The sequence below is a fragment of the Pseudomonas brassicacearum genome (genome assembly GCF_003732225.1).
GTDB classification, from domain to species: domain Bacteria; phylum Pseudomonadota; class Gammaproteobacteria; order Pseudomonadales; family Pseudomonadaceae; genus Aquipseudomonas; species Aquipseudomonas brassicacearum_E.
This window is the reverse complement of the sequence record NZ_MOBJ01000003.1, coordinates 22,353-43,228: the sequence shown is the minus strand read 5'-3', so window position 1 is coordinate 43,228 and position 20,876 is coordinate 22,353. Positions and strand designations below refer to the sequence as shown.

General features: G+C 59.6%; 17 protein-coding genes. 4 read left to right on the top strand and 13 right to left on the bottom strand.

Features of this window, described 5'->3' with window-relative positions:
* Positions 1 to 81 precede the first annotated feature (81 nt).
* The 13 genes from fis to BK659_RS03170 form a co-directional block, all read right to left on the bottom strand.
* Positions 82 to 402: a DNA-binding transcriptional regulator Fis gene (gene fis, locus BK659_RS03240; protein ID WP_007921650.1), complete on the bottom strand. Its 321-nt coding sequence runs from the start codon at positions 400 to 402 to the stop codon at positions 82 to 84.
* Positions 399 to 1,409, bottom strand: coding sequence for a tRNA dihydrouridine synthase DusB (gene dusB / locus BK659_RS03235; protein ID WP_123423693.1), 1,011 nt, complete (start codon positions 1,407 to 1,409; stop codon positions 399 to 401). The genes fis and dusB overlap by 4 nt, the downstream gene beginning before the upstream one ends.
* Positions 1,410 to 1,606: 197 nt before the next feature.
* Positions 1,607 to 2,866 carry a DUF3426 domain-containing protein gene (locus tag BK659_RS03225; RefSeq protein ID WP_123423691.1) on the bottom strand — a complete coding sequence of 420 codons (1,260 nt, stop codon included), beginning with the start codon at positions 2,864 to 2,866 and terminating at the stop codon, positions 1,607 to 1,609.
* A 30-nt stretch (positions 2,867 to 2,896) separates the two neighbouring features.
* Positions 2,897 to 3,775, bottom strand: coding sequence for a 50S ribosomal protein L11 methyltransferase (gene prmA, locus BK659_RS03220; RefSeq protein WP_123423690.1), 879 nt, complete (start codon positions 3,773 to 3,775; stop codon positions 2,897 to 2,899).
* Positions 3,776 to 4,080: 305 nt separating this feature from the next.
* Positions 4,081 to 5,445 carry an acetyl-CoA carboxylase biotin carboxylase subunit gene (gene accC / locus BK659_RS03210; RefSeq protein ID WP_123423689.1) on the bottom strand — a complete coding sequence of 455 codons (1,365 nt, stop codon included), beginning with the start codon at positions 5,443 to 5,445 and terminating at the stop codon, positions 4,081 to 4,083.
* 17 nt (positions 5,446 to 5,462) lie between these two features.
* Positions 5,463 to 5,927 carry an acetyl-CoA carboxylase biotin carboxyl carrier protein gene (accB, locus tag BK659_RS03205; RefSeq protein ID WP_123423688.1) on the bottom strand — a complete coding sequence of 155 codons (465 nt, stop codon included), beginning with the start codon at positions 5,925 to 5,927 and terminating at the stop codon, positions 5,463 to 5,465.
* Between the two features lie 48 nt (positions 5,928 to 5,975).
* Entirely contained in the window at positions 5,976 to 6,428 is a 453-nt protein-coding gene (aroQ, locus tag BK659_RS03200; protein ID WP_019693755.1) for a type II 3-dehydroquinate dehydratase, read from the bottom strand.
* Positions 6,429 to 6,559: 131 nt separating this feature from the next.
* Positions 6,560 to 8,323, bottom strand: a complete 1,764-nt coding sequence (locus BK659_RS03195; protein ID WP_123424071.1) for a protein-disulfide reductase DsbD — start codon at positions 8,321 to 8,323, stop codon at positions 6,560 to 6,562.
* A 176-nt stretch (positions 8,324 to 8,499) separates the two neighbouring features.
* A complete protein-coding gene (locus tag BK659_RS28215; RefSeq protein ID WP_404942508.1) occupies positions 8,500 to 9,543 on the bottom strand; it encodes a methyl-accepting chemotaxis protein in 1,044 nt (347 codons plus the stop codon).
* Between the two features lie 967 nt (positions 9,544 to 10,510).
* Complete coding sequence (gene gcbA, locus BK659_RS03185) at positions 10,511 to 12,181, bottom strand: diguanylate cyclase GcbA (RefSeq protein ID WP_123423686.1); 1,671 nt, start codon at positions 12,179 to 12,181, stop codon at positions 10,511 to 10,513.
* 255 nt (positions 12,182 to 12,436) lie between these two features.
* Positions 12,437 to 13,522: a hypothetical protein gene (locus BK659_RS03180; RefSeq protein ID WP_123423685.1), complete on the bottom strand. Its 1,086-nt coding sequence runs from the start codon at positions 13,520 to 13,522 to the stop codon at positions 12,437 to 12,439.
* Between the two features lie 14 nt (positions 13,523 to 13,536).
* Positions 13,537 to 14,184 (bottom strand): DUF2931 family protein, encoded by a 648-nt coding sequence (locus tag BK659_RS03175; RefSeq protein WP_123423684.1) that lies wholly within the window; start codon positions 14,182 to 14,184, stop codon positions 13,537 to 13,539.
* A gap of 11 nt (positions 14,185 to 14,195) precedes the next feature.
* Positions 14,196 to 16,016, bottom strand: coding sequence for a phospholipase effector Tle1 domain-containing protein (locus BK659_RS03170; protein ID WP_123423683.1), 1,821 nt, complete (start codon positions 16,014 to 16,016; stop codon positions 14,196 to 14,198).
* Positions 16,017 to 16,390: 374 nt separating this feature from the next.
* Between BK659_RS03170 and BK659_RS03165 the strand changes: the two genes are divergently transcribed.
* The 4 genes from BK659_RS03165 (at position 16,391) to speA (ending at position 20,716) form a co-directional block, all read left to right on the top strand.
* Positions 16,391 to 17,458, top strand: coding sequence for a DUF2333 family protein (locus BK659_RS03165; protein WP_123423682.1), 1,068 nt, complete (start codon positions 16,391 to 16,393; stop codon positions 17,456 to 17,458).
* 3 nt (positions 17,459 to 17,461) lie between these two features.
* Positions 17,462 to 18,031, top strand: a complete 570-nt coding sequence (locus BK659_RS03160) for an NUDIX hydrolase (RefSeq protein WP_123423681.1) — start codon at positions 17,462 to 17,464, stop codon at positions 18,029 to 18,031.
* A 178-nt stretch (positions 18,032 to 18,209) separates the two neighbouring features.
* Positions 18,210 to 18,581, top strand: a complete 372-nt coding sequence (locus BK659_RS03155; protein WP_123423680.1) for a translation initiation factor Sui1 — start codon at positions 18,210 to 18,212, stop codon at positions 18,579 to 18,581.
* A 221-nt stretch (positions 18,582 to 18,802) separates the two neighbouring features.
* The gene (gene speA, locus BK659_RS03150; protein WP_123423679.1) at positions 18,803 to 20,716 is read left to right on the top strand and encodes an arginine decarboxylase; all 1,914 of its coding nucleotides are present in this window, start codon (positions 18,803 to 18,805) and stop codon (positions 20,714 to 20,716) included.
* Positions 20,717 to 20,876 lie beyond the last annotated feature (160 nt).

Below are 20,876 nucleotides of genomic sequence, written 5' to 3'. Positions count from 1 at the left end.
TCAATTTCCATCAAAAGCAAAGGAAGTCAGCAAAAAAGGCGACCGGTGTTAAGCGGGCGCCTTTCTGGTTTGATTGAATGCTTACAGCAAATCGTACTGCTTGAGTTTCTTGCGCAAGGTGCCGCGGTTCAGTCCCAGCAGCTCACTGGCCTTGGTCTGATTGCCCTTGACGTAGTTCATCACGCTTTCGAGCAGGGGAGCCTCGACTTCGGAGAGCACCAGGTTGTACACATCCGTGACGGCAGCGCCTTCAAGGTGGGCGAAATAATTGTGCAGCGCCTTCTCGACACTCCCGCGAAGGGTCTGGCCTTCTTCGCTCGGTGTATTGAGGTGCTGTTTCAAATTTACGTTGTCGCTCACGGGTGCTGTTCCACTCACTAAAGTCTCGGTCATCATCGTCATGCGGCCACCCCTTCTCCGTCCCCTGTCAGGCTCTTGTAGCGCTCGGCAAAAAACTCCCGAACGTTGGCGCATTGTGTTTCCGTACCATCCAAACGATTGAAGTGGGCGCGAAACTCCCTGGCGCCCGGCAGGGTTGCGAGATACCAGCCCACATGCTTGCGAGCGATGCGTACGCCCATGACATCTCCATAGAAGGCATGTAGCGCGGCCAGATGCTCAAGCAGAATACGTTCCACCTCGATCAACTCTGGTGCCGGGAGTTTTTCGCCGGTACGCAGAAAATGTTCGATCTCACGAAAAATCCATGGCCGCCCTTGGGCAGCCCGGCCTATCAGCAGGCCATCGGCACCGGTCGCGTCAAGCACGTACCGGGCCTTCTCGGGCGAGTCGATATCGCCATTGGCGAAGACCGGAATCGACACTGCCTGCTTGATCGCGGCAATGGTGTCGTACTCGGCAACGCCTGTGTACAGATCGGCACGGGTCCGGCCATGCACCGCCAGCGCCGTGATACCTGCCTGTTCGGCGATCTTCGCCACCGTCAGGCCGTTCTTGTTCGCCCGGTCCCAGCCCGTGCGGATCTTCAGGGTGACCGGCACATCAACCGCCGCCACGACGGCGTGCAGGATCTCGGTCACCAGGTCTTCATCTTTCAGTAACGCGGAGCCGGCGGCCTTGTTGCAGACCTTCTTTGCCGGACAACCCATGTTGATATCAATAATCTGCGCACCCAGCTCGACGTTGGCGCGTGCGGCCTCCGCCAGCATCTGTGCATCACCACCAGCGATCTGTACCGAGCGTGGCTCGGGATCACCTTCGTGGACCATGCGCAGACGCGATTTGCGGGTGTTCCACAAACTCATGTCGCTGGTGACCATTTCCGAGACTACAAGCCCTGCGCCCAATCGTTTGCACAGCTGACGAAAGGGTTGGTCGGTGACCCCCGCCATCGGGGCGAGAATCAAGCCGTTGTGCAATGTATATGGGCCGATGCGTACCGCCGACATAGGACTTCCCTGTTGTGGGGTCGGATCATGAGAGTTCGAAAAAGGGTTGGCATGATACCCGCTCTCGATGACTGGATAAAGGCTGAATTGGATAAAATCTGAACAGTTATTCTGTTATTGCCAGCAGTTTGGTTCGCTGTGCCGGGAGTCAGAAAATTGCCGTCAATTGCGCGAGACTCAGCGCCGAGTGAGGTGATTCACTCGGGCGAGTGGAAGCTCAGGCTGTAATTCACGGCTTTTGGGCCAGGATCGAGGATGTCCAGGGCAATATGAATGGGCGTCTGCGGTGGCATTTCTGCGAGGTCCGCAAGGTCGCCGTTGAGGTATTCGCCTGGCTTGAAGCGGCGGCTGGCGATCAGGTGGCCGTTGAGGTCGGCAAAGCGCAGTTCCAGCAACGGGAACGGCTGTGAGAACGGCGCGCGGTTGTAGATGATCGCGTCGACCACCAGTGCGCCGCTGAAGTCCGGGTGGCTACGCACCACCAGGTTGCTGCTTTTGATTTTCGCGATATCGACCTTGGACGGCACGCTGCAGCCAATCTGCGGGCACAATCGCTGGAACCACGGGCGGTACTGGTCCTGGCGGGCCAGTTCGTCGAAGTGATAGGTAATGTACTGGCCGGCAAGGGCTGCGGCGCCCAGCAGAACCATCAGGCCCCAGAAGAATCGGCGGCCCCAGGGTGAGCGGCGTTTTTGCCAGTCGAGCTGCAGTGGGTCGTCGACCAGGTCCTGTAGCACCTCGTCATGCATGGCCGGCTCGTTGCGCGTGCGCTTTTTGCGTACAGGCTCGGGCTCATGGGCTTCGTCGTCGATATCCTCATCAGTCGCGGACAGGCGTTCGTGTTTCGCTGGAGGCTCCGGCGTTTCGAATGGCTGCTCCAGACGCAGCGGCGGTGCCTGCGGCTCATCGTCGAGGTCGAGCGGTTCGAGCGACAGCGAGGGTTCGGTACGCGAGGGTTTTTCCGGCTCGTCGGCGAGGTCTGCCGATCGGTGGCTCTCGGTCAGTGTGCGTGCGTTTTCGCTGGCCAGCGCGCGCTCGGCGGCTGAATCGCTGAACAGGCTGTCGGACCAAGGCTCTTCGCCTTCGGGCGTATCCCGACGGGCGCTCAGTGAGTCTTCCTTGTGCTCGCGTTCCTGGCCGAACTCTTTGGTGGGCTGGATTTCCCGTTGTTCGAGCTTGGCGAGTTCTTCGTCGAGGTCGAGGCTGTCCAGATCCAGTTCGGCGGCTGTCCACTGCTTCTGGCTGATGGCCCGTTGCGTGGGAGGCTCAACCGGAGGCGGGGTCGTGAGGGCGATAGCTTCCTTGCCCATGCGTTGCTCGAGCAACTGCCGCGCAGCATTGAACACTTGCAGGCAGGAGCCGCAGCGAACCACTCCACGGGCCACGCTCAATTGGGCGTGGCTGACGCGGAAACTGGTCTGGCAATGCGGGCACTGGGTGACGAAGCTATCGGTCATGCGGCCATCCGGAGTATGCAGGCGCTCATTTTAGCGCCGACGGCCAGTGATGCGCACCCAGCCATCGCGATTGGCTATCGGGTCCAGCTCAAAGTCCTTGGCATAAGCCTCTGCGACTTCCGGGCCTTGCTCGGCGAGGATGCCCGACAGCGCCAGGCGACCGCCGGGCTTGACCAGGCTGGACAGTTGCGGGGCCAGGGAAACCAGCGGGCCGGCGAGGATGTTGGCCACCAGCACGTCAGCCTGCACCTGTGGCAGATCTTCTGGCAGGTACAGCGGGAACAGCGCTTCGTCGATGTTGTTGCGCCCGGCGTTGTCGCGGGAGGCTTCCAGCGCCTGCACGTCGATGTCGGTGCCGACCGCTTCCTTGGCGCCCAGCAACAGGGCAGCGATCGCGAGGATCCCCGAGCCACAGCCGAAGTCGAGTACGTGGCAGTCTTTCAGGTCCTGGCCGTCGAGCCATTCCAGGCACAGTGCGGTGGTTGGGTGGGTGCCGGTGCCGAACGCCAGGCCTGGGTCGAGCAACAGGTTGACCGCATCAGGCTCGGGCGCGGCGTGCCAGCTCGGGACGATCCACAGGCGCTGACCGAAGCGCATTGGCTGGAAGTTGTCCATCCAGCTGCGTTCCCAGTCCTGATCTTCGATGACTTCGCTGTGATGCTCGGGCAGCGGGCTGCCGGTCAGCAACTCAAGGTGGGCCAGTACGCTGGCAGCTTCGGTGCCGCCTTCGAACAGGGCCAGCAGGTGAGTGTGCGACCACAGTGGGGTGGTATTCAGTTCCGGCTCGAAGATCGGCTGATCTTCGGCGTCCATGAAGGTCACCGATACGGCGCCCACTTCAAGGAAAGCGTCTTCGTAGGTTTCGGCTTGTTCTGGGCTGATGGCGAGACGGACTTGCAGCCAAGGCATGGCGGGCACCTTTGGAAAGTGTAATGTGCAGCCTAGCGGGCTGCGAGAAGCGCGCAAGTTTACGCGAGAGCGGGGCTTTTGTGGGAGCCGTCTTGGTCTGTGCCCGCTGCGTGGTTCCTGATTGACCCCGTACCCTGTGGGAGCGAGCTTGCTCGCGAAGAGGCCGGTAAATCCAGTATTGATGTCGACTGACACACCGCCATCGCGAGCAAGCTCGCTCCCACAGGGGGGGGCAACAGGACGGATGAAACCTTCAGATACAACAAAGCCGCCCGAAGGCGGCTTTGTTGTATACCGGCTCAAGCTTAGTGCTTGTCGCCAGCCAGCTTGTGTTCCAGGTAGTGGATGTTCACTCCACCTTTGCAGAAGCCTTCGTCGCGGGTCAGATCGCGGTGCAGCGGGATGTTGGTCTTGATCCCGTCGACAACGATTTCGTCCAGCGCATTGCGCATGCGCGCCATGGCTTCTTCACGGGTTGCCCCGTAAGTGATCAGTTTGCCGATCAACGAATCGTAGTTCGGCGGAACTGCGTAGCCGCTGTACAGGTGCGAGTCGACCCGTACGCCGTTGCCGCCCGGTGCATGGAAATGCTTGACCGTGCCTGGGCTTGGCATGAAGGTTTTCGGGTCTTCGGCGTTGATCCGGCATTCCAGTGCGTGACCGCGGATGACGACGTCTTCCTGGGTGAACGACAGTGGGTTGCCGGCGGCGATGCTGAGCATCTCCTTGACGATGTCGATGCCGGTGACCATTTCCGAAACCGGGTGTTCTACCTGGACACGAGTGTTCATCTCGATGAAGTAGAAGTTGCCGTTCTCGTACAGGAACTCGAAAGTCCCTGCGCCACGGTAACCGATGTCGATGCACGCCTTGACGCAGCGAGCGAAGACTTCCTGGCGAGCCTTCTCGTCGATGCCCGGTGCCGGCGCTTCTTCGAGAACCTTCTGGTGGCGACGTTGCAGCGAGCAATCGCGGTCACCCAGATGGATTGCATGGCCCTGGCCATCGGAAAGTACCTGAACTTCCACATGACGTGGGTTGGTCAGGAATTTTTCCAGATAGACCATCGGGTTACCGAACGCCGCGCCTGCTTCGGAGCGGGTCAGTTTGGCCGAGGAAATCAGGTCTTCTTCTTTGTGCACAACGCGCATGCCACGACCACCACCGCCGCCAGCGGCTTTGATGATCACCGGGTAACCGACTTCGCGACCAATGCGCAGAGCGGTTTCTTCGTCTTCCGGCAGCGGGCCGTCGGAACCCGGAACGGTTGGAACGCCGGCAGCGATCATGGCGTGCTTGGCCGAAACCTTGTCGCCCATCAGGCGGATGGTTTCAGCTTTCGGGCCGATGAAGGCGAAGCCGGAGTTTTCCACCTGTTCGGCGAAGTCGGCGTTTTCCGCGAGGAAGCCGTAGCCTGGGTGAATGGCGGTAGCGCCGGTCACTTCAGCCGCGGCGATGATCGCCGGAATGTGCAGGTAAGAGTGCGCGGCCGATGCCGGACCGATGCAAACGGATTCGTCTGCCAGGCCCAGGTGCATCAGCTCCTTGTCGGCCTTGGAGTAAACGGCGACGGTCTTGATGCCCATCTCTTTGCAGGCACGCAGGATCCGCAGGGCGATTTCACCGCGGTTGGCGATCAGAACTTTTTCCAACTTCGCAGGTTTCAACATCGTTGGCTCTCCGCGGTTCAAACGATGGTGAACAGCGGTTGGTCGTACTCAACCGGCTGGCCGTCTTCGACGAGGATGGATTCGATCACACCGCTGGATTCAGCTTCGATGTGGTTCATCATCTTCATGGCTTCGACGATGCACAGGGTGTCGCCTTTCTTCACGCTCTGGCCAACTTCAACGAAGGACGGCGAGGACGGCGAAGATTTGCGATAGAAGGTACCAACCATTGGCGAACGGGCAACGTTGCCGTTCAGCACTGGCGCTGCAGGAGCGGCAGGTGCAGCGGCGACAGCAGGCGCGGCAGCAGCGACAGGTGCCGGAGCCGGAGCGTGCATTGGCGCAGGAGCGTAGTACTGCTGAGCCGGGGTTTTGCTGTGGCGGCTGATGCGAACAGACTCTTCGCCTTCCTTGATCTCGAGCTCGTCGATGCCGGACTCTTCCAGCAGTTCGATCAGTTTCTTAACTTTACGGATATCCATGAATCATCAACTCCCAAGGGTCGGTCAGGGGCGTTTAACGCTTGTTGTTCAAGCTGTTGCCTGTCTTTCAAGCTGCTCTAGGGCGGCCTCCAGGGCCAGTCGATAACCGCTGGCGCCAAGGCCGCAGATCACTCCCACCGCAACATCGGAGAAGTAAGAGTGATGGCGGAAAGGTTCGCGTTTGTGCACGTTAGACAAATGCACTTCGATGAATGGGATGCTCACCGCCAGCAGCGCGTCACGTAATGCGACACTTGTATGTGTAAAAGCTGCTGGATTGATCAAAATGAAGTCCACACCCTCGCCGCGAGCGGCGTGAATGCGGTCGATCAATTCATACTCGGCGTTGCTTTGCAGGTAGAGCAAATGGTGGCCGGCATTGCGCGCGCGTTGCTCCAGATCCTGATTGATCTCGGCCAGGGTCACAGCCCCGTAGACGCCCGGTTCGCGGGTGCCGAGCAGGTTCAGGTTGGGTCCGTGCAAAACCAGTAGGGTCGCCATCTGCTGTTCCTTGTTATCCGTGTGCAGTTATCAGAACCCGGCGACTATGCCGCAAAGCGTTTGTGACTGTCCAGTTCTCTGCAATAGCCAGCACAATGACCGATGATTGCGCGAATTATGTGACCAACTGATTAAATCTGGTCATTCGCTTTAGCGACACGTTCGGCGAAGTCCTTTGCGTTGATCTCGCCGATCACCCGCACATCGCCACGTTCCTTGCCGTCTTTGCCGAAAAACATCAGCGCGGGTGGCCCGAACAGTTTGTAACGGTCGAGCAGGGCGCGTTGTTCGGCGTTGCTGGCGGTGATGTCGAAGCGAATCAGTCGATAGCCTTTGAGTCGTTCGACGACGTTGGCATCGTTGAGCACCTCGTGTTCGATGACTTTGCAGCTGATGCACCAGTCGGCGTACCAGTCGAGCAGCAACTGAGTGTTGGCGGATTTCGCTTCGGCGAGGACGCGATCGAGTTCTACCGGGGTGCTGATGGTCTGCCATTCGCTGGTTTTTTGCGCTTGAGGGTTGCCCGCGAGGTTGACGACCGCAGGTTGGCCAATCGGACTGAACGGATTGCTCTGGCCACTGAAGGCGCCGTACCAGCAGGCCAGCGCATAAAACACCAGGAACATGCCGAGCAGTTGGCCCAGGCGCTTTCGCGGTGGTTTGTAGACGAACTCCAGCGCACCCAGGAACAAGCCGACCCCGGCCGCCAGCAAGCCGATCAGCAGCAAGGTGAATGGCCCCGGCAGTACCCGGCTGAGCAAACCGACCGCCAGCCCCAGTAGCAGCACGCCAATCGCGTTTTTCACGTAGACCAGCCAAGGGCCGCTTTTCGGCAACCAGGCCGCACCGCCGGTGGCCACCAGCAACAACGGCGTGCCCATCCCCAGGCCCAGAACGAATAGCTTCAGCGCGCCACCCAGCGCGTCGCCGCTGGCGCTGATATACAGCAGCGCACCGGCCAACGGTGCAGACACGCACGGCGAAACCAGCAGGCTCGACACCACGCCGAGCACCGCCGCGCCCCACAGCGAACCGCCTTCGGTGCGACCGGCAATGCGGTCCAGGCGGCTGCTGACGGCGTGGGGCAGTTTCAGTTCGAAAACCCCAAACATCGCCAAGGCAAATACCGCGAAGAACAGGGCGAACGGCACCAGCACCCACGCAGATTGCAGGCGTGCCTGAAGGTTCAGCTGGGCGCCGAACATCCCCATCAATGCGCCCAGTGCGGCGAAGCAGGCAGCCATTGGCAAGACGTACGCCAGCGACAGATTAAAACCGCGTAGCCCGCCGACCTGACCACGCAACACTACGCCGGAGAGGATCGGCAGCATTGGCAGCACGCAAGGCGTAAAGGTCAGGCCAAGGCCTGCGAGGAAAAACAACGCCAGTTCACGCCAGCTCCAGGTGCTGGCGCTGGTCGTAGTCGTGGCGGCTGCGCCGTCGATCTTCAGGCGTTCGGTTTCCGGTGGATAACACAGGCCTTTATCGGCGCAGCCCTGGTAGGTGACGGCCAGCGTGAAAGCCCGTTGATCGGCGTTGTTGCGTGGCAGGTCTACGTCGAGGATGCCGTGGTAGACCTCGACATCGCCGAAGTACTCGTCATGCTTTTTTTCGCCCGAAGGCAGTTGCGCGGCGCCCAGACCGATGTCGGCGGGCTCGCTGCGAAACTGGAAGCGATGACGATAGAGGTAGTAACCCTCGGTGGCGACGAAACGCAGCTTGATCGATTGCGGTGTGCTCTCTACCAGACTCAGCTGAAAGGCTTCGCGCACGGGCAGGAAGTCGGCGCTGTTGTTGATCGAACCCAGGGTCGAACTGGGGCGACTGTCCAAAAGGCCAGCGGCATTCACCGGCAGGACCAGCACTAACAGCATCAGGTAGAGCAGACGGCGCATGACAATCTCGCGTATCGGAAGTGAGCGCATGATAGCGGACGGCGGCGCGAGTTGCCTTTGATCGTTCGGTGGCTGTTCGGGCGCCATCGCGAGCAAGCTCGCTCCCACGCTCGACCGCATTCCCTTGGGCGAACTCGGTCACCTGTGGGAGCGAGCTTGCTCGCGATGGCGATCTATCAGACGCGGAATGCTTGAACGGCGGTATGCAACTGGCCGCCCAGCACCAGCAGATTCTCGCCCTGGCTGCGACCTTCGCCGATGCGCACCAGGTTGTCCCCACCCAACTGATGAATCCGCTCGCTGTGATCACGGATCTCACTGACCGCGCCACTTTGCTGCGCCGTCACATCGGCGATGCGCACGGCGGTGTCGGCAATGGTCTGGATCGCCCCGACGATTTTGTCCAGCGCACCATCGGCTGCTTGTGCCTGGTTGGCGGTCGCTTCGGCGTGTTCGACCTGGGCGCGCATGCCTTCCACCGATTGCCGTGCGGCCGATTGCAGGCCGGCAATCAAAGTCTGGATTTCTGCGGTGGCGCCGGCAGTGCGTTGCGCCAGCGAGCGAACTTCCTCGGCGACCACCGCAAAACCACGACCCATTTCCCCGGCGCGGGCGGCTTCGATCGCGGCGTTCAGGGCGAGGAGGTTGGTCTGATCGGCAATCGATCGAATCACCGTCAGTACGCCGCCGATGGTCGCCGACTCTTCGGCCAGATGCTCGATCATTTGGGCATTGCCCTGGACTTCGCCGACCAACGCGTGCAGTCCGGTCAGGCTCAAGCCAATGACCTTTTGCCCGTGCTCGACCGCAAGTCCGGCGTGGCGGCTGGCTTCGGCGGCCTGGCTCGCATCGCCGGCCACTTGTTGGATAGTGGCTTCCAGCTCGCCAAGGGAATCGCGGATCAGCGCGGTGTCGCCGGCCTGATGTTCGGCACCGCTGTGCAAGTCGCTGCTCAACTCGGCCAGCACCCGGCTGCTGCCGGCCACCTGTTCGGCGTTCAGGCGGATCGTCCCGACCAGATCCACCAGATAGGCGCGCAGGCGATTCAGCGACTCTTGAATGTCGTGAAGCTCACGGTTGGTTGCGCCGAGCTGGATGTCCCGACTGAAGTCGCCTTCGGCCCAGGTCGACAGCGCTGGCGCGAGGTTGGTCAATACTCGGGCGAGGCGCCGTTGCAAGGTGTCGATCAGCAGTGCGATCAACAGGATCAGGCCGATCATCACGCCCTGCATGAGCCGCACTTCACCCTGGATTTGCCCATGTTGAGCGCGAACGGTCGGTTCCAGCCCGGCGATGGCTTGCTGCACGGCGGAAATTTTCAGGTGGGTGGCGGCGCTGAGGTCGGCGCGTTTCTGAATCTGATCGCGGGTGCGGCCGAGTTCGGCAGGGTAGCGGGTGAGCAGGCTGGCGAGTTCACGTTTGAAGCCGATACCGGCATCTTCGGCGACGGCTTTTTCGGTGTTCTCCAGACCCATCATCGCCGAGAAATCGTCGGTGTTCGATTCTTTGCTGGCGGTCACGCCAAGCAGCGGCAGCGCTTCGATCAGCTCGGCCTGGGCTCGAATGCTGCTGACTTCGCGCTCGACATCGGCCGCCAGTTCGCTGCGGCCACTGCTGACCAGTTTGTCCCGGGCCAGTGAGAGCTTGCCCACGTGCTGCGAGGCGGCCAGCAGGGGTGGAAGATAGGCGGCGGCTGGCGTGTTGGCGCCGGTGGCGTATTGGCTGAGTTGCTCCAGGCTGGCGCCAAGCTCGCGCTCGGCCTGGAGCAGCAAGGCTTGCGGATCACCCGCCAGTTTGCCGGCGGCCAGCAAGTCGGTCTTGCTGAATTCATCCAGGCTGGCAAGGCTTGGACGCAAGCTTTCAGCCAGGTCGGGCGGCAGCTCGGTGAGTTCTTTTTGCAGGGTCTCGATGGCTTGGCTGGCGCTGCTCAGGCGCAGGGCATCGCCGCTGGCCAGGTAATCTTCGACGTTGCGCGCCACTTGATTTTGAAATTGCTGCGACAGCCCCAGGTAGCGCTCCATCAACAGATAAGGGCGCTCCAGGGCTTTTTGCGACCACCAGAGCGTGGCGCCGAGTGCGAGGCACACCGCGACTAAAAGCAGGGTATTGAGATTGGTCAGCAACTTCAGGCGCATCGCGGTTCTACCAACGACAGAATGGTAAGTGCCTGAAGTTATTGCGTTTGTGTTACAGGGTTATGACCGAATCAGTGGATTCAGGTGAAAAAGTGGCACTTTGATTCGACTGTCGCGCCGCTTGCACGCGATTGCGTCCGGCATCCTTGGCGCGGTACAGCGCCTCGTCCGCCTGGCTGGCCATCATCAGGCTGTCGGAGTCTTCGTGCAGGTCCACCACTCCGGCGCTGAAGGTGCACCAAAGGTCCTGCGGTTGGGCCGGGTAGTGGATCTCGGCAAAGCGCTGGCGGATTTCATCAAGCACTTTGTAGGCGGACTCTATATCGGTGTCCGGCATGACGATGGCGAACTCTTCGCCGCCATATCGGCCGATGAAGTCGGTCTTGCGCAGGCGCTGCTTGAGAAACAGCGCCAGGCTCTTGATCACCCGGTCGCCCATCGGGTGGCCGTGGCTGTCGTTGACCCGTTTGAAGTGGTCGATGTCGAGCATCGCAAAGCTCAGCGGCTTGTTCTCGCGGCGGGCGCGGAAGCTGCAGTCTTCGAGCAATTGCAGAATGTGGGTGTGGTTATAGAGGCCGGTCAGGCTGTCACGGACCATCCGCGCCTTGAGGTTGCGCGCCCGGGCTGCGCGGTTGCGCACGGTGGTGATCAGGTGCCGTGGCTTGATCGGCTTGGTCAGGAAGTCGTCGCCGCCCTCGCTCATGGCGTCGAGTTGCTTGTCCAGGTCGTCTTCGGCCGACAGGTAAATGATCGGCACACTGACGTAACGGTCGTTGTGGCGGATCACCTTGGCCAGCTCGGTGCCGGTGCAGGCGGGCATGTACATGTCGAGGATGATCAGGTCCGGCTGGAAGTCCGCCAGTTCGGCCATCGCCTGGATCGGTTCGATCAAGGTGCGGGTGACGATTCCGGCGCTGTTGAGCAGGCGCTCGGTGTGCAGGGCCTGGGCGCGGGAGTCGTCGATGATCAGCACTTTATACGGTTCATACTGCGCGACGCAGGTCAGCACCTCGATCTTTTCCAGCAGGCTCGACGCTTCGAGGGTGCCGGTCAGAAACTCCTGGCCACCGGCGCGGACGGCCGCGAGGCGAGTCGGGGTGTCGGTTTCCAGCAGGCTGAAAAACAGCAGCGGCAGTGGGTGCTCCAGCCCTGTTTGAGCTTCGGCCGCCAGTTGCAGGCCCATGCCCGGACCGCTGAAGTCAACGTCCATGACAATCGCTGCCGGCAGCCGCTCGACCATTGAGGAGCGAAACGCCGCCACGCTGGCCAGCGATTGTGCGCTGAGACCGAAAAATTCGAGTTGCTTGGCCAGTCGCTCGGCGCGGTCGTGATCTTGCAGCATCACGTAGATCGGTTTGCGCAGAGGCGGTAGAAAGGTTTGTTCGAGCTGATCGCCGTGCCGCAGGCCGGTGCGCGACAGACGCTGCATCAGGCGATTGAGATCGGTGATCAGCCCGCTGCTCAGGCGCCCGCGGTTGGCATCGACGGCTGCAAGCGACTGGCTGATGCCGTGCGCCAGGTGGGTGTGTTCGGGTTGTTCGAAACGTTCGGCGAAACGCAGCAGGCGCAGGTTCGCTTCACCCAGCTCCGCGAGGTCGGTGCCAGACCATTCGCTGCGTTGCAGGCGCTGCCATATCTCAAGAATTTGACGTGCTTGATGAATTACCCGCTGGGCAAAGTGGTGCTTGAGGCGCTCACGGCTGGGGTCTTCTGGCTCGGTCATATCCTGACTACTAGTTAGGGTGCATGCTGAGATCGACTGGTGGCTCTATGCTAGCACCTCTTTTCAGTTGCATGAGTGTCGTACATCAATAATCTGCAAAGCGACGTTATTCAGTTTGTGACTGAGTAGTCGTAGCCGATTCTGCGGTAGCAGGCGGATGCTTTTGGGGGCATCGATACCACTGGAGGGTTCATCAACTGCCATAGGGGATGCCGTAGCGCTCGATATCCGCGTCGGATCACCTTTGGGCCACTATCAGCGACGAAAGCAGCCTTTACCAGTCCCAAAATTCACCGCCAGGCAGTTTGGCTCAATCGCTAGCTGTAGATCCTGAAACAGCAACGACAACTCGCCATTGGCGGGATCGGGGTAGGCTTCCCATTCTAATCGTACATACCGGGCATCCGGGGTGACTTCGAACCATTTAATGTCCCCAGTCGCGCCCTGCATGCGCATGCCAATTTTTTGCAGGGGGCTTGCGCCGGTGTAGGGCAGGATCACATCCCGCTGGTTCGAGTCCGCCCAAACCTTTTGCCGGGTCGCCCCGTCCTGAAACTGCCAATACACGTCGACCGGTTTGATAGAGGGCGGTGGCATAGGGTGGTAGTGATACAGGCTAACCCTGTAGTTGGTCTTGATACGATTCTGCTCATCGTTGTCCAGGAAGCGTTGAGCTTCAGCCAGCCCGTTTTCTTCAGGTTGAGTAAATGAGATGGGCTGGTTTTTCGGCTTTTTCCAGTTGATGGTGAATAGGCGGCTGACAGGTGAGACATCGAACCATTGGCTTGGCCCGGAATTGCGACCGGTGCTAAAACCGATTTTTTTTAAGGTTCTCTGTGGATCGTAAGGGATCCACAGGTAGGCTGGCTCATTCGAACTCAACCGCAATCGACCGCCAGGCCCTTGGTCGAATTCAAAATAGACGTACTCAGGCTTCATGATCGGTGGTTGTAGGTAGCGAGCGTATCGCATCTCTAAAACATGGTTTTTTCGCCACAAATCAACGAAGTCGTCATTCTGGTATTGGGCATACCTCTCAAGTTGCTGCAAGGTAGTTTCCGTGGAAAAGCTGAAGGCAAGTTTCTTCGCCGGCTGAGAGTCGGCATCGCTCTCTAGACTCAGGAGCTCATCCTCGACATACCACTTCCCCTTGGCAATACCACTGGCACTTCCATATTCCACCCCGCCGGAGAAAGTCCCGTCTTTTCGAAGCAGCAACTCTGCGCCCATTTCCATTACCCCGTGCAAGTAGTAATGCCCCTCCAGCGTGGTGGGTTCTGCTTTGGCGTAAGCGGTAGGCAAACACATAAGGCCTATCCAAAAGAATGTTCTTAAATCCATGTAATAACCGCTCCTCACCAACTGCCATAGGGGATGCCGTAGCGCTCGATGTAGCGCTTAGATTTCTCGGATTGTGGGTAGTAGTGTCCATTGGACTTACCCCGGTGAGGCCCCAAGGGCTCTATCCCAACTTGAGCCCGAGCAACCTTGATCGCGTCATGACAACTATCCGTCACCCACACCTGCACCACGCCACCGGGGGCTAATCCCAAAATCAGCGAGGCCACGTAGGGGGATCGACCGGTTTGCGCGCAGCGCCGACTGATTGACGTGCGCATGACCTCGCGCGCCTCCTCCGGGATTTCCACCCAGCCCTTGTAGGTTTGCGGCTCGACGACCGACTGCCAACGAACAAAGATGCGCTTGGGCAGGGCGGCACCGGTCACAGGCCTGACATTCCCGCTGATCTCGCGCCAGCCTCGAGCGGATTCAGTGCCATCTTCAGGGGTCGATGTCCCAATCGTCCCCCCACTATGGTTATTGAAAAGCCGCCCATTAATGTCTTCTACGGTACTGTTTTCGACCCAGCCGACCATGTATTTTGGCCCTTGAAAATCAATACTCCACCAAGGCGAGTGTGGGTCCTGCTCAGCCGACAATGGGTCCGTGGCCTGACAACCACTGATCAGCAACAGGCCCATGAGGGCCATCAATATGTTCATCTTCCTTGATCTCAGTCGGGTACGTGGGGGTGCTGCACACGCATGGCATCGGCGGTGGGGGCATTGATATAGAACAGTTTGGCTTCGCGTTGCACGGTTTTATCCAGTGGGTGATTCCAGTGCGCCGAAGTATGGATGTAGCGCAGCTTGAGCAGCGCTTCCTCGGCCGCTGTCACCCGGTAGTCACCGGCGACAAACCGGCTGCACAGTGGTTGAAGCTCTGTCGGAACGGTGTAATCGGGGTCATGTTCATCAATATCCTCAAACCGCACGCCTTTTTGTTTGGCCAACGCATACATCACCCGCAAGTACACACGCGACAGCTCACCCCGTACTGAACGCTTAAGCTGCAAGCCGGCGTAGACCCGTTGCTCCCGCACGCCTGAAGGGTCTTGCTGGTCCCGGGGCAGCAGTTTTGGCGCTGGGGTGACAATCTCCAGCACGGCGGCCGGCCAACCCAGTTCGATCATCTGGTTTTTGTACCACTGCGCATCACGGTAGATCGAGGTGCTCGTCACCTCCGTGCCCTGGGTCACGGTCAGCCCTTGCATCGGGCCGATCAGCACTTGTTCCTGCGCCTCGACCCGATAGCCGCCCCCAATGTTCGAATGCACGCCGGGCAAGACGATTTCAGGGTGATCGGGCCTGACCCGGCTCAAGGGGTAATTGGCCCGGTGCTCATCACTGGCCACCAGATGCACCACATTGGAAAACTTGGCCCGTGGCAGATGCAGGCGCAGGCCTGGGGCGACCGCGCTTTGGACATTGCCCAGGTTGGTGAAACCGGCAATCGAGGCGACGGTGTCGAACAGCCCGATAAAGCCCACGTGAATATCATGGTTGTACTGGCCGAGGAAGTGGCGGCTAAAACCCTGGGCATTGCTGATCAGGACCCTTTCCAGCAATCCCCGGCCACCCAGCGCCACCTCATTGGCGAAGTGCCGGGCCGCCGCTGCGCCACGACTGAAGCCGAAGGTGTCGAAGGTCAGCGAGGTGATTTCGCCGTCCGGGTTTTCCTGGACAACTCTGTCGATAAGGTTGGCGATGAAATCAAACGCCTGCTGTACTCGACCAACAACGCCGGTGTCACCCCGCCCGGTCCCCGCGCCCATCAGACTGTCTTTTTCGCCAGCCTGGGTGCCGATGCCCTCCACATAGATCATGCGCTGCGCCACTTTGTTCGAGCCTTCTCCTTCCAGTCCCTCAGGTGCAGAGTAAAGATCGCTCAGCTTCTTTATGTTGGTCAGATCATTGCCGTAACTGCTATCCGGGTCACTCATATACGGCTTGCAGCTGGCGTCCAGATCTTCAGGGGTGATGGGATGGTGTGCACCGCACGCCAGACCTCGGGCCGTGTTGTCGGCGTTATTGCCGGTGCCATCGAAGAACACCCCGATACGCAGCGCAATGCTGATTTTGTTCGGTGTCGGCTGCTTCGCCATCAAGCCCGAGGGTGGTTGTTGCTGGGTTGGGGCCTGCGTTGTCGATGAAAAGCGGGCAGGTTGGGGGGCGGGTTGAGCAACGACCCTGCTGGTTTTGGGGGCAGGGGCCTTCTTGGACAGGTAAGTGGAAGTGAGCAACGAAGGGATCAGTTCGGCTTTGCAGGGGCAACTGCTGATGCTGTCCAGTGTGCCGGCCGCCAATCGTCCGTGACTGTCGATGTATGAAATGCCGCCCTCGATCACGTAGGTTTTGTTGTCCTTGCCACAGGAAACCCGATCCCCTGCGCGAGCATGGGGGATGTCATGCATCATGACGCGTGTATCGCCTTCCAGCACCTTGCCACCGCAGGTGGTCTTGTCGCCCAGTCTAATAAAATGTCCGACCGCCATTGTTTGAACTCCCTGTCCTTTGGCGCCCCAAGCGAGGGGCGCGCTGCTGTTAACGATGGGTTGCACCGACTCAGGAATGAATTGTGCTGGCGCAAAGTACTTGGGCAGAGAGGTAATTCAAGGCACTGGGAGCGAACAGGAAATGTCCCACGAATGTTTAAGGAATAGGTTTCAGAAACAGGGGGCATTAAGTGGGTGAAACCCCCGCCGAGGATTTTTCGCGGCAGTAATCGCGTCACGAACGAACCGCTGGCGCCGGTGTTTAAGAGCAACCTTTTTTTTGGCATAAGCTCAACGGCAAGTGCCGGTCAAAGGCCGGTTGTTGTATGGTTGTGGTCGAACCGATGAACTCAAGTGATTGAAAGGATATCGCCATGCTGGACTGGAAGAACCGCACAGGCAGCGCGCCTGAACGTGCCGCCGAACCCAAGTCGGCAACCCGCAGCTATTTCGGTGGCCTGCTGTTCAGCCGTGCATTGGCCACGTTGATCGGCCTGTATTTACTGGTGACTCTCGCCGTGGGCTGGTACTGGAGCCATGAGCCTGCGCTGTTCCCGGTTCAGCAGAGCGCGCAACTGGCCGCCGAGAAGGAAGGCAGACAGATGGTCGTCGGCTACACCACGGTGGAAACCCTCAAGACTGTCGCCGGTACCTTGCTGAACAAACCGGGTGGCTATATTTCCAACGACCGTTTTCCGCCGGGCTTGTGGCTGGATGACATGCCAAATTGGGAATACGGCGTGCTGGTGCAAGTGCGCGATCTGACCCGCGCCTTGCGTAAAGACTTTGCCCGTTCGCAATCGCAATCGGCTGAAGACGCCGATCTGGCCAAGGCCGAGCCGCGCTTCAACTTCGACAACAAGAGCTGGATGCTGCCGTCCAGCGAGTCGGAGTACCAGGAAGGCATCAACTCCCTGAGCCGCTACCAGGCTCGTCTGTCCGATCCAACGCAAAAAAATGCCCAGTTCTATGCGCGTGCCGACAACCTGAACAACTGGCTGGGTGATGTCGCGACCCGTTTGGGTTCACTGTCGCAACGGCTGTCGGCCAGCGTTGGCCGGGTCAAGCTGAACACCGCGCTGAAAACCGAAACCCTGGCGCCGGGCCAGGTGCCGCAGGTGGATGAAGAGCGGGTGGAAACCCCTTGGCTGCAGATCGACGACGTATTCTACGAAGCGCGCGGTCAGGCCTGGGCGCTGTCGCATTTGCTGCGCGCCATCGAAGTCGACTTCGCCGATGTGCTGGCGAAGAAGAACGCCACGGTCAGCGTGCGTCAGATCATTCGTGAGCTGGAGGCTTCGCAGGAGCCGGTCTGGAGCCCGATGATCCTCAACGGCAGCGGTTTCGGGATACTGGCTAACCACTCGCTGGTCATGGCCAACTACATCTCGCGGGCCAACGCGGCGGTTATCGACTTGCGTCAACTGCTTAACCAGGGCTAAGTCATGGTCGCCACCTCCAATGAGGCTGCGCACCGCGCGGCCTCTGACGCCGAACAGATCGCCTGGGTCGACGAGCAGGACAACCTGCTCGGCTCCCTGGTGCGCTCGGATTTGCGTGAGCGCGGGCTGATCGGGCGCGGCACTTACATCATGCTGTTCAACTCTGCCGGTGAGCTGTGCGTGCATCAGCGCACGTTCAGCAAAGCCATCTATCCGGGATACTGGGATGTAGCGGCGGGCGGGATGGTGCTGGCGACCGAAACCTACGCCGAGTCGGCGGCCCGTGAGCTGGAAGAAGAGTTGGGTGTCAGTGGGGTCGAGCTGACCGCCCATGATCATTTTTTCTTCGAAGACACCGGCAACCGCCTGTGGTGTTCGGCGTTCTCGGCGGTCTGGGACGGTCCGTTGAACCTGCAGCCGGAAGAAGTGCTCCAGGCACGCTTTATTCCCATCGAACAAGTGATGCAGGAAATACAGCAAAAGCCTTATTGCCCGGACTCTCTGGCGGCGTTGAAGCGCTATCTGCGCTCAAGAGGGGGTGACGCTGTAAAGGGCGTCGCAAAAGATCTATAAATTGGCGCCGATTGGCTCTTAGCAAGTGCGCTTTTTGCCGTTACACTGCGCGACCTTTTCAAGCTGAACCGGCGTTGCCTGGTCCAGTAGCGCTGCCCCTGCCTGAGTGGGGCTTCGCGGTCGATAGCACGTGCCAACGTTGCTGCGACCAGTCTTTGTCCTCCCAAGAGGATTGCCGGTGGCCAAAAAAGCCGCATCCTTCGCCGCCCTTGGTGGCCTGGTATTCTCCACCGACGCAGGTCGACATTGCCCGGACTGTAGCCAGCCGGTGGCAGCCTGCATCTGCAAACAAACCGTTATCCCTGCCGGCGACGGCATCGCGCGCGTGCGTCGCGAAAGCAAGGGCCGTGGCGGCAAGACGGTGACCACCATCAGCGGCGTGCCGCTGGCCATCGATGCGCTCAATACGCTTGCCACGACATTGAAGAAACGTTGCGGTACGGGTGGCGCGTTGAAGGACGGGATCATCGAGATCCAGGGTGATCATGTCGAGCTACTCTTGGCAGAGCTGATCAAACTTGGTTTCAAAGCGAAGAAATCCGGCGGCTAGCAGCCTCTGTGAAAACCACCCCGACTTGATGCAGTCCTGATCCGATTCAGGTTTAACGTCGTCTCCATGGTTTTCACAGAGCCTGTTCTGACCGGTTTCTAAACTCAGCGCTGATAACGAGGTCTACAAGCCCGTTGCAGGCTAATCGTCATTTTCATTCTTTAGACTGCGCCAGCCCTCAACCCGGGTGGCGCTCTTTGACTTCTTTATAGGGGACTTCGATGTCCGTACGACGCACACGCAAAGACGATGGCAGCCAATGGACAGTTGCGGACAGCCGCAGTGTTTACGGGATTCGCCATTGGGGGGCCGGGTATTTCGCGATCAGTGACGCCGGTCGCGTAGAAGTTCGTCCGAACGGCCCGAGCAGCGCACCTATCGATCTGTTCGAACAAGTCGCACAGCTGCGCAAAAGCGGCCTGTCCTTGCCACTGCTGGTGCGTTTTCCCGATATTCTGCAAGACCGCGTTCGTCAGCTGACCGGCGCCTTTGACGCAAACATCGAGCGTCTGGAATACCAGAGCAAGTACACCGCGCTGTACCCGATCAAGGTTAACCAGCAAGAAGCGGTGATCGAGAACATCATCGCCACCCAGAACGTTTCGATCGGTCTGGAAGCTGGCTCCAAGCCGGAGCTGCTGGCCGTGCTGGCCCTGGCGCCAAAAGGCGGCACCATTGTCTGCAACGGTTACAAGGACCGTGAGTTCATCCGTCTGGCACTGATGGGCCAGAAGCTCGGCCACAATGTGTTCATCGTGATCGAGAAGGAATCCGAAGTCGGGCTGGTGATCGAAGAAGCCGCCTCGCTGAAGGTCAAGCCTCAAGTCGGTCTGCGGGTTCGCCTGTCGTCCCTGGCATCGAGCAAATGGGCTGACACGGGCGGCGAAAAATCCAAGTTCGGTCTGTCTGCCGCGCAACTGTTGTCGGTGGTTGAACGCTTCCGCGCGGCGGGCCTGGATCAGGGCATTCGCTTGCTGCACTTCCACATGGGCTCGCAGATTGCCAACCTGGCGGACTACCAGCACGGCTTCAAGGAAGCGATCCGTTACTACGGCGAGCTGCGCAACCTTGGCCTGCCGGTGGATCACATCGACGTTGGCGGTGGCCTGGGCGTCGACTACGACGGTACCCACTCGCGTAACGCCAGTTCGATCAACTACGACATGGACGATTACGCCGGTGTCGTGGTCGGCATGCTCAAGGAGTTCTGCGACGCGCAGAACCTGCCGCACCCGAACATTTTCTCCGAGAGTGGCCGTTCGCTGACCGCTCACCACGCCATGCTGGTGGTACAGGTCACCGACGTCGAGAAACACAACGACGACGTGCCGATGATCGAGAACAAGGAAGAGCTGCCGGAAACCGTGCAATGGCTGGTAGACCTGCTCGGTCCGACCGACATCGAAATGGTCACCGAAACCTACTGGCGCGCCACTCACTACATGAGCGACGTGGCCACCCAGTACGCCGATGGCAAGCTGACCCTGGCCGAGAAAGCCCTGGCCGAGCAATGCTACTTCGCTGTTTGCCGTCGCCTGCACAACTCGTTGAAAGCCCGTCAGCGCTCGCACCGTCAGGTGCTCGACGAACTCAACGACAAGCTGGCCGACAAATACATCTGCAACTTCTCGGTATTCCAGAGCCTGCCGGACACCTGGGCCATCGGCCAGGTACTGCCGATCCTGCCGCTGCACCGTCTTGATGAAGAGCCGATGCGCCGTGCCGTGCTGCAAGACCTGACCTGCGATTCCGACGGCAAGATCAAGCAGTACGTCGACGAGCAGAGCATCGAAACCAGCCTGCCGGTACACGGGTTGAACGATGGCGAAGATTACCTGCTGGGGATCTTCCTGGTGGGGGCTTACCAGGAAATTCTCGGTGACATGCACAACCTGTTTGGTGACACCGATTCGGTGAACATCTACCAGAATGCCGACGGCAGCGTTTACCACGCCGGTATCGAAACCCACGACACCATCGAAGACATGCTGCGTTACGTGCACTTGTCGCCAGAAGAGCTGATGACGCATTACCGCGACAAGGTTGCCAGCGCCCGAATCAGTGCCTCCGAGCGTACCCAGTACCTGGATGCGTTGCGTCTGGGTCTGACTCGCTCGTCTTACCTGTCTTCTTGAGGTAGCGAACTGCTGTGACCAGGTTGTCTGAAAATACTCCGCGTAATGTGGAATTTTCGGAGGATCTGGTACGGCATTTCCTGATTTTTGTAGCGAATTGCCGCGCCTGCGCACTATCAACGATGCGTGGTCCTCATTTCGCGTAGGTCATTTCCTAAGT

What these genes read in the sequence shown, in the direction of transcription:
- BK659_RS03165 (WP_123423682.1), top strand. Translation starts at nt 16,391, where the DNA reads ATGCTGGACTGGAAGAACCGCACAGGCAGCGCGCCTGAACGTGCCGCC.
- aroQ (WP_019693755.1), bottom strand. Translation starts at nt 6,428, where the DNA reads ATGGCGACCCTACTGGTTTTGCACGGACCCAACCTGAACCTGCTCGGC.
- speA (WP_123423679.1), top strand. Translation starts at nt 18,803, where the DNA reads ATGTCCGTACGACGCACACGCAAAGACGATGGCAGCCAATGGACAGTT.
- BK659_RS03170 (WP_123423683.1), bottom strand. Translation starts at nt 16,016, where the DNA reads ATGGCGGTCGGACATTTTATTAGACTGGGCGACAAGACCACCTGCGGT.
- BK659_RS03160 (WP_123423681.1), top strand. Translation starts at nt 17,462, where the DNA reads ATGGTCGCCACCTCCAATGAGGCTGCGCACCGCGCGGCCTCTGACGCC.
- prmA (WP_123423690.1), bottom strand. Translation starts at nt 3,775, where the DNA reads ATGCCTTGGCTGCAAGTCCGTCTCGCCATCAGCCCAGAACAAGCCGAA.
- BK659_RS28215 (WP_404942508.1), bottom strand. Translation starts at nt 9,543, where the DNA reads ATGATCGGCCTGATCCTGTTGATCGCACTGCTGATCGACACCTTGCAA.
- accC (WP_123423689.1), bottom strand. Translation starts at nt 5,445, where the DNA reads ATGTTGAAACCTGCGAAGTTGGAAAAAGTTCTGATCGCCAACCGCGGT.
- BK659_RS03195 (WP_123424071.1), bottom strand. Translation starts at nt 8,323, where the DNA reads ATGCGCCGTCTGCTCTACCTGATGCTGTTAGTGCTGGTCCTGCCGGTG.
- BK659_RS03175 (WP_123423684.1), bottom strand. Translation starts at nt 14,184, where the DNA reads ATGAACATATTGATGGCCCTCATGGGCCTGTTGCTGATCAGTGGTTGT.
- accB (WP_123423688.1), bottom strand. Translation starts at nt 5,927, where the DNA reads ATGGATATCCGTAAAGTTAAGAAACTGATCGAACTGCTGGAAGAGTCC.
- BK659_RS03225 (WP_123423691.1), bottom strand. Translation starts at nt 2,866, where the DNA reads ATGACCGATAGCTTCGTCACCCAGTGCCCGCATTGCCAGACCAGTTTC.
- fis (WP_007921650.1), bottom strand. Translation starts at nt 402, where the DNA reads ATGACGATGATGACCGAGACTTTAGTGAGTGGAACAGCACCCGTGAGC.
- dusB (WP_123423693.1), bottom strand. Translation starts at nt 1,409, where the DNA reads ATGTCGGCGGTACGCATCGGCCCATATACATTGCACAACGGCTTGATT.
- BK659_RS03180 (WP_123423685.1), bottom strand. Translation starts at nt 13,522, where the DNA reads ATGGATTTAAGAACATTCTTTTGGATAGGCCTTATGTGTTTGCCTACC.
- gcbA (WP_123423686.1), bottom strand. Translation starts at nt 12,181, where the DNA reads ATGACCGAGCCAGAAGACCCCAGCCGTGAGCGCCTCAAGCACCACTTT.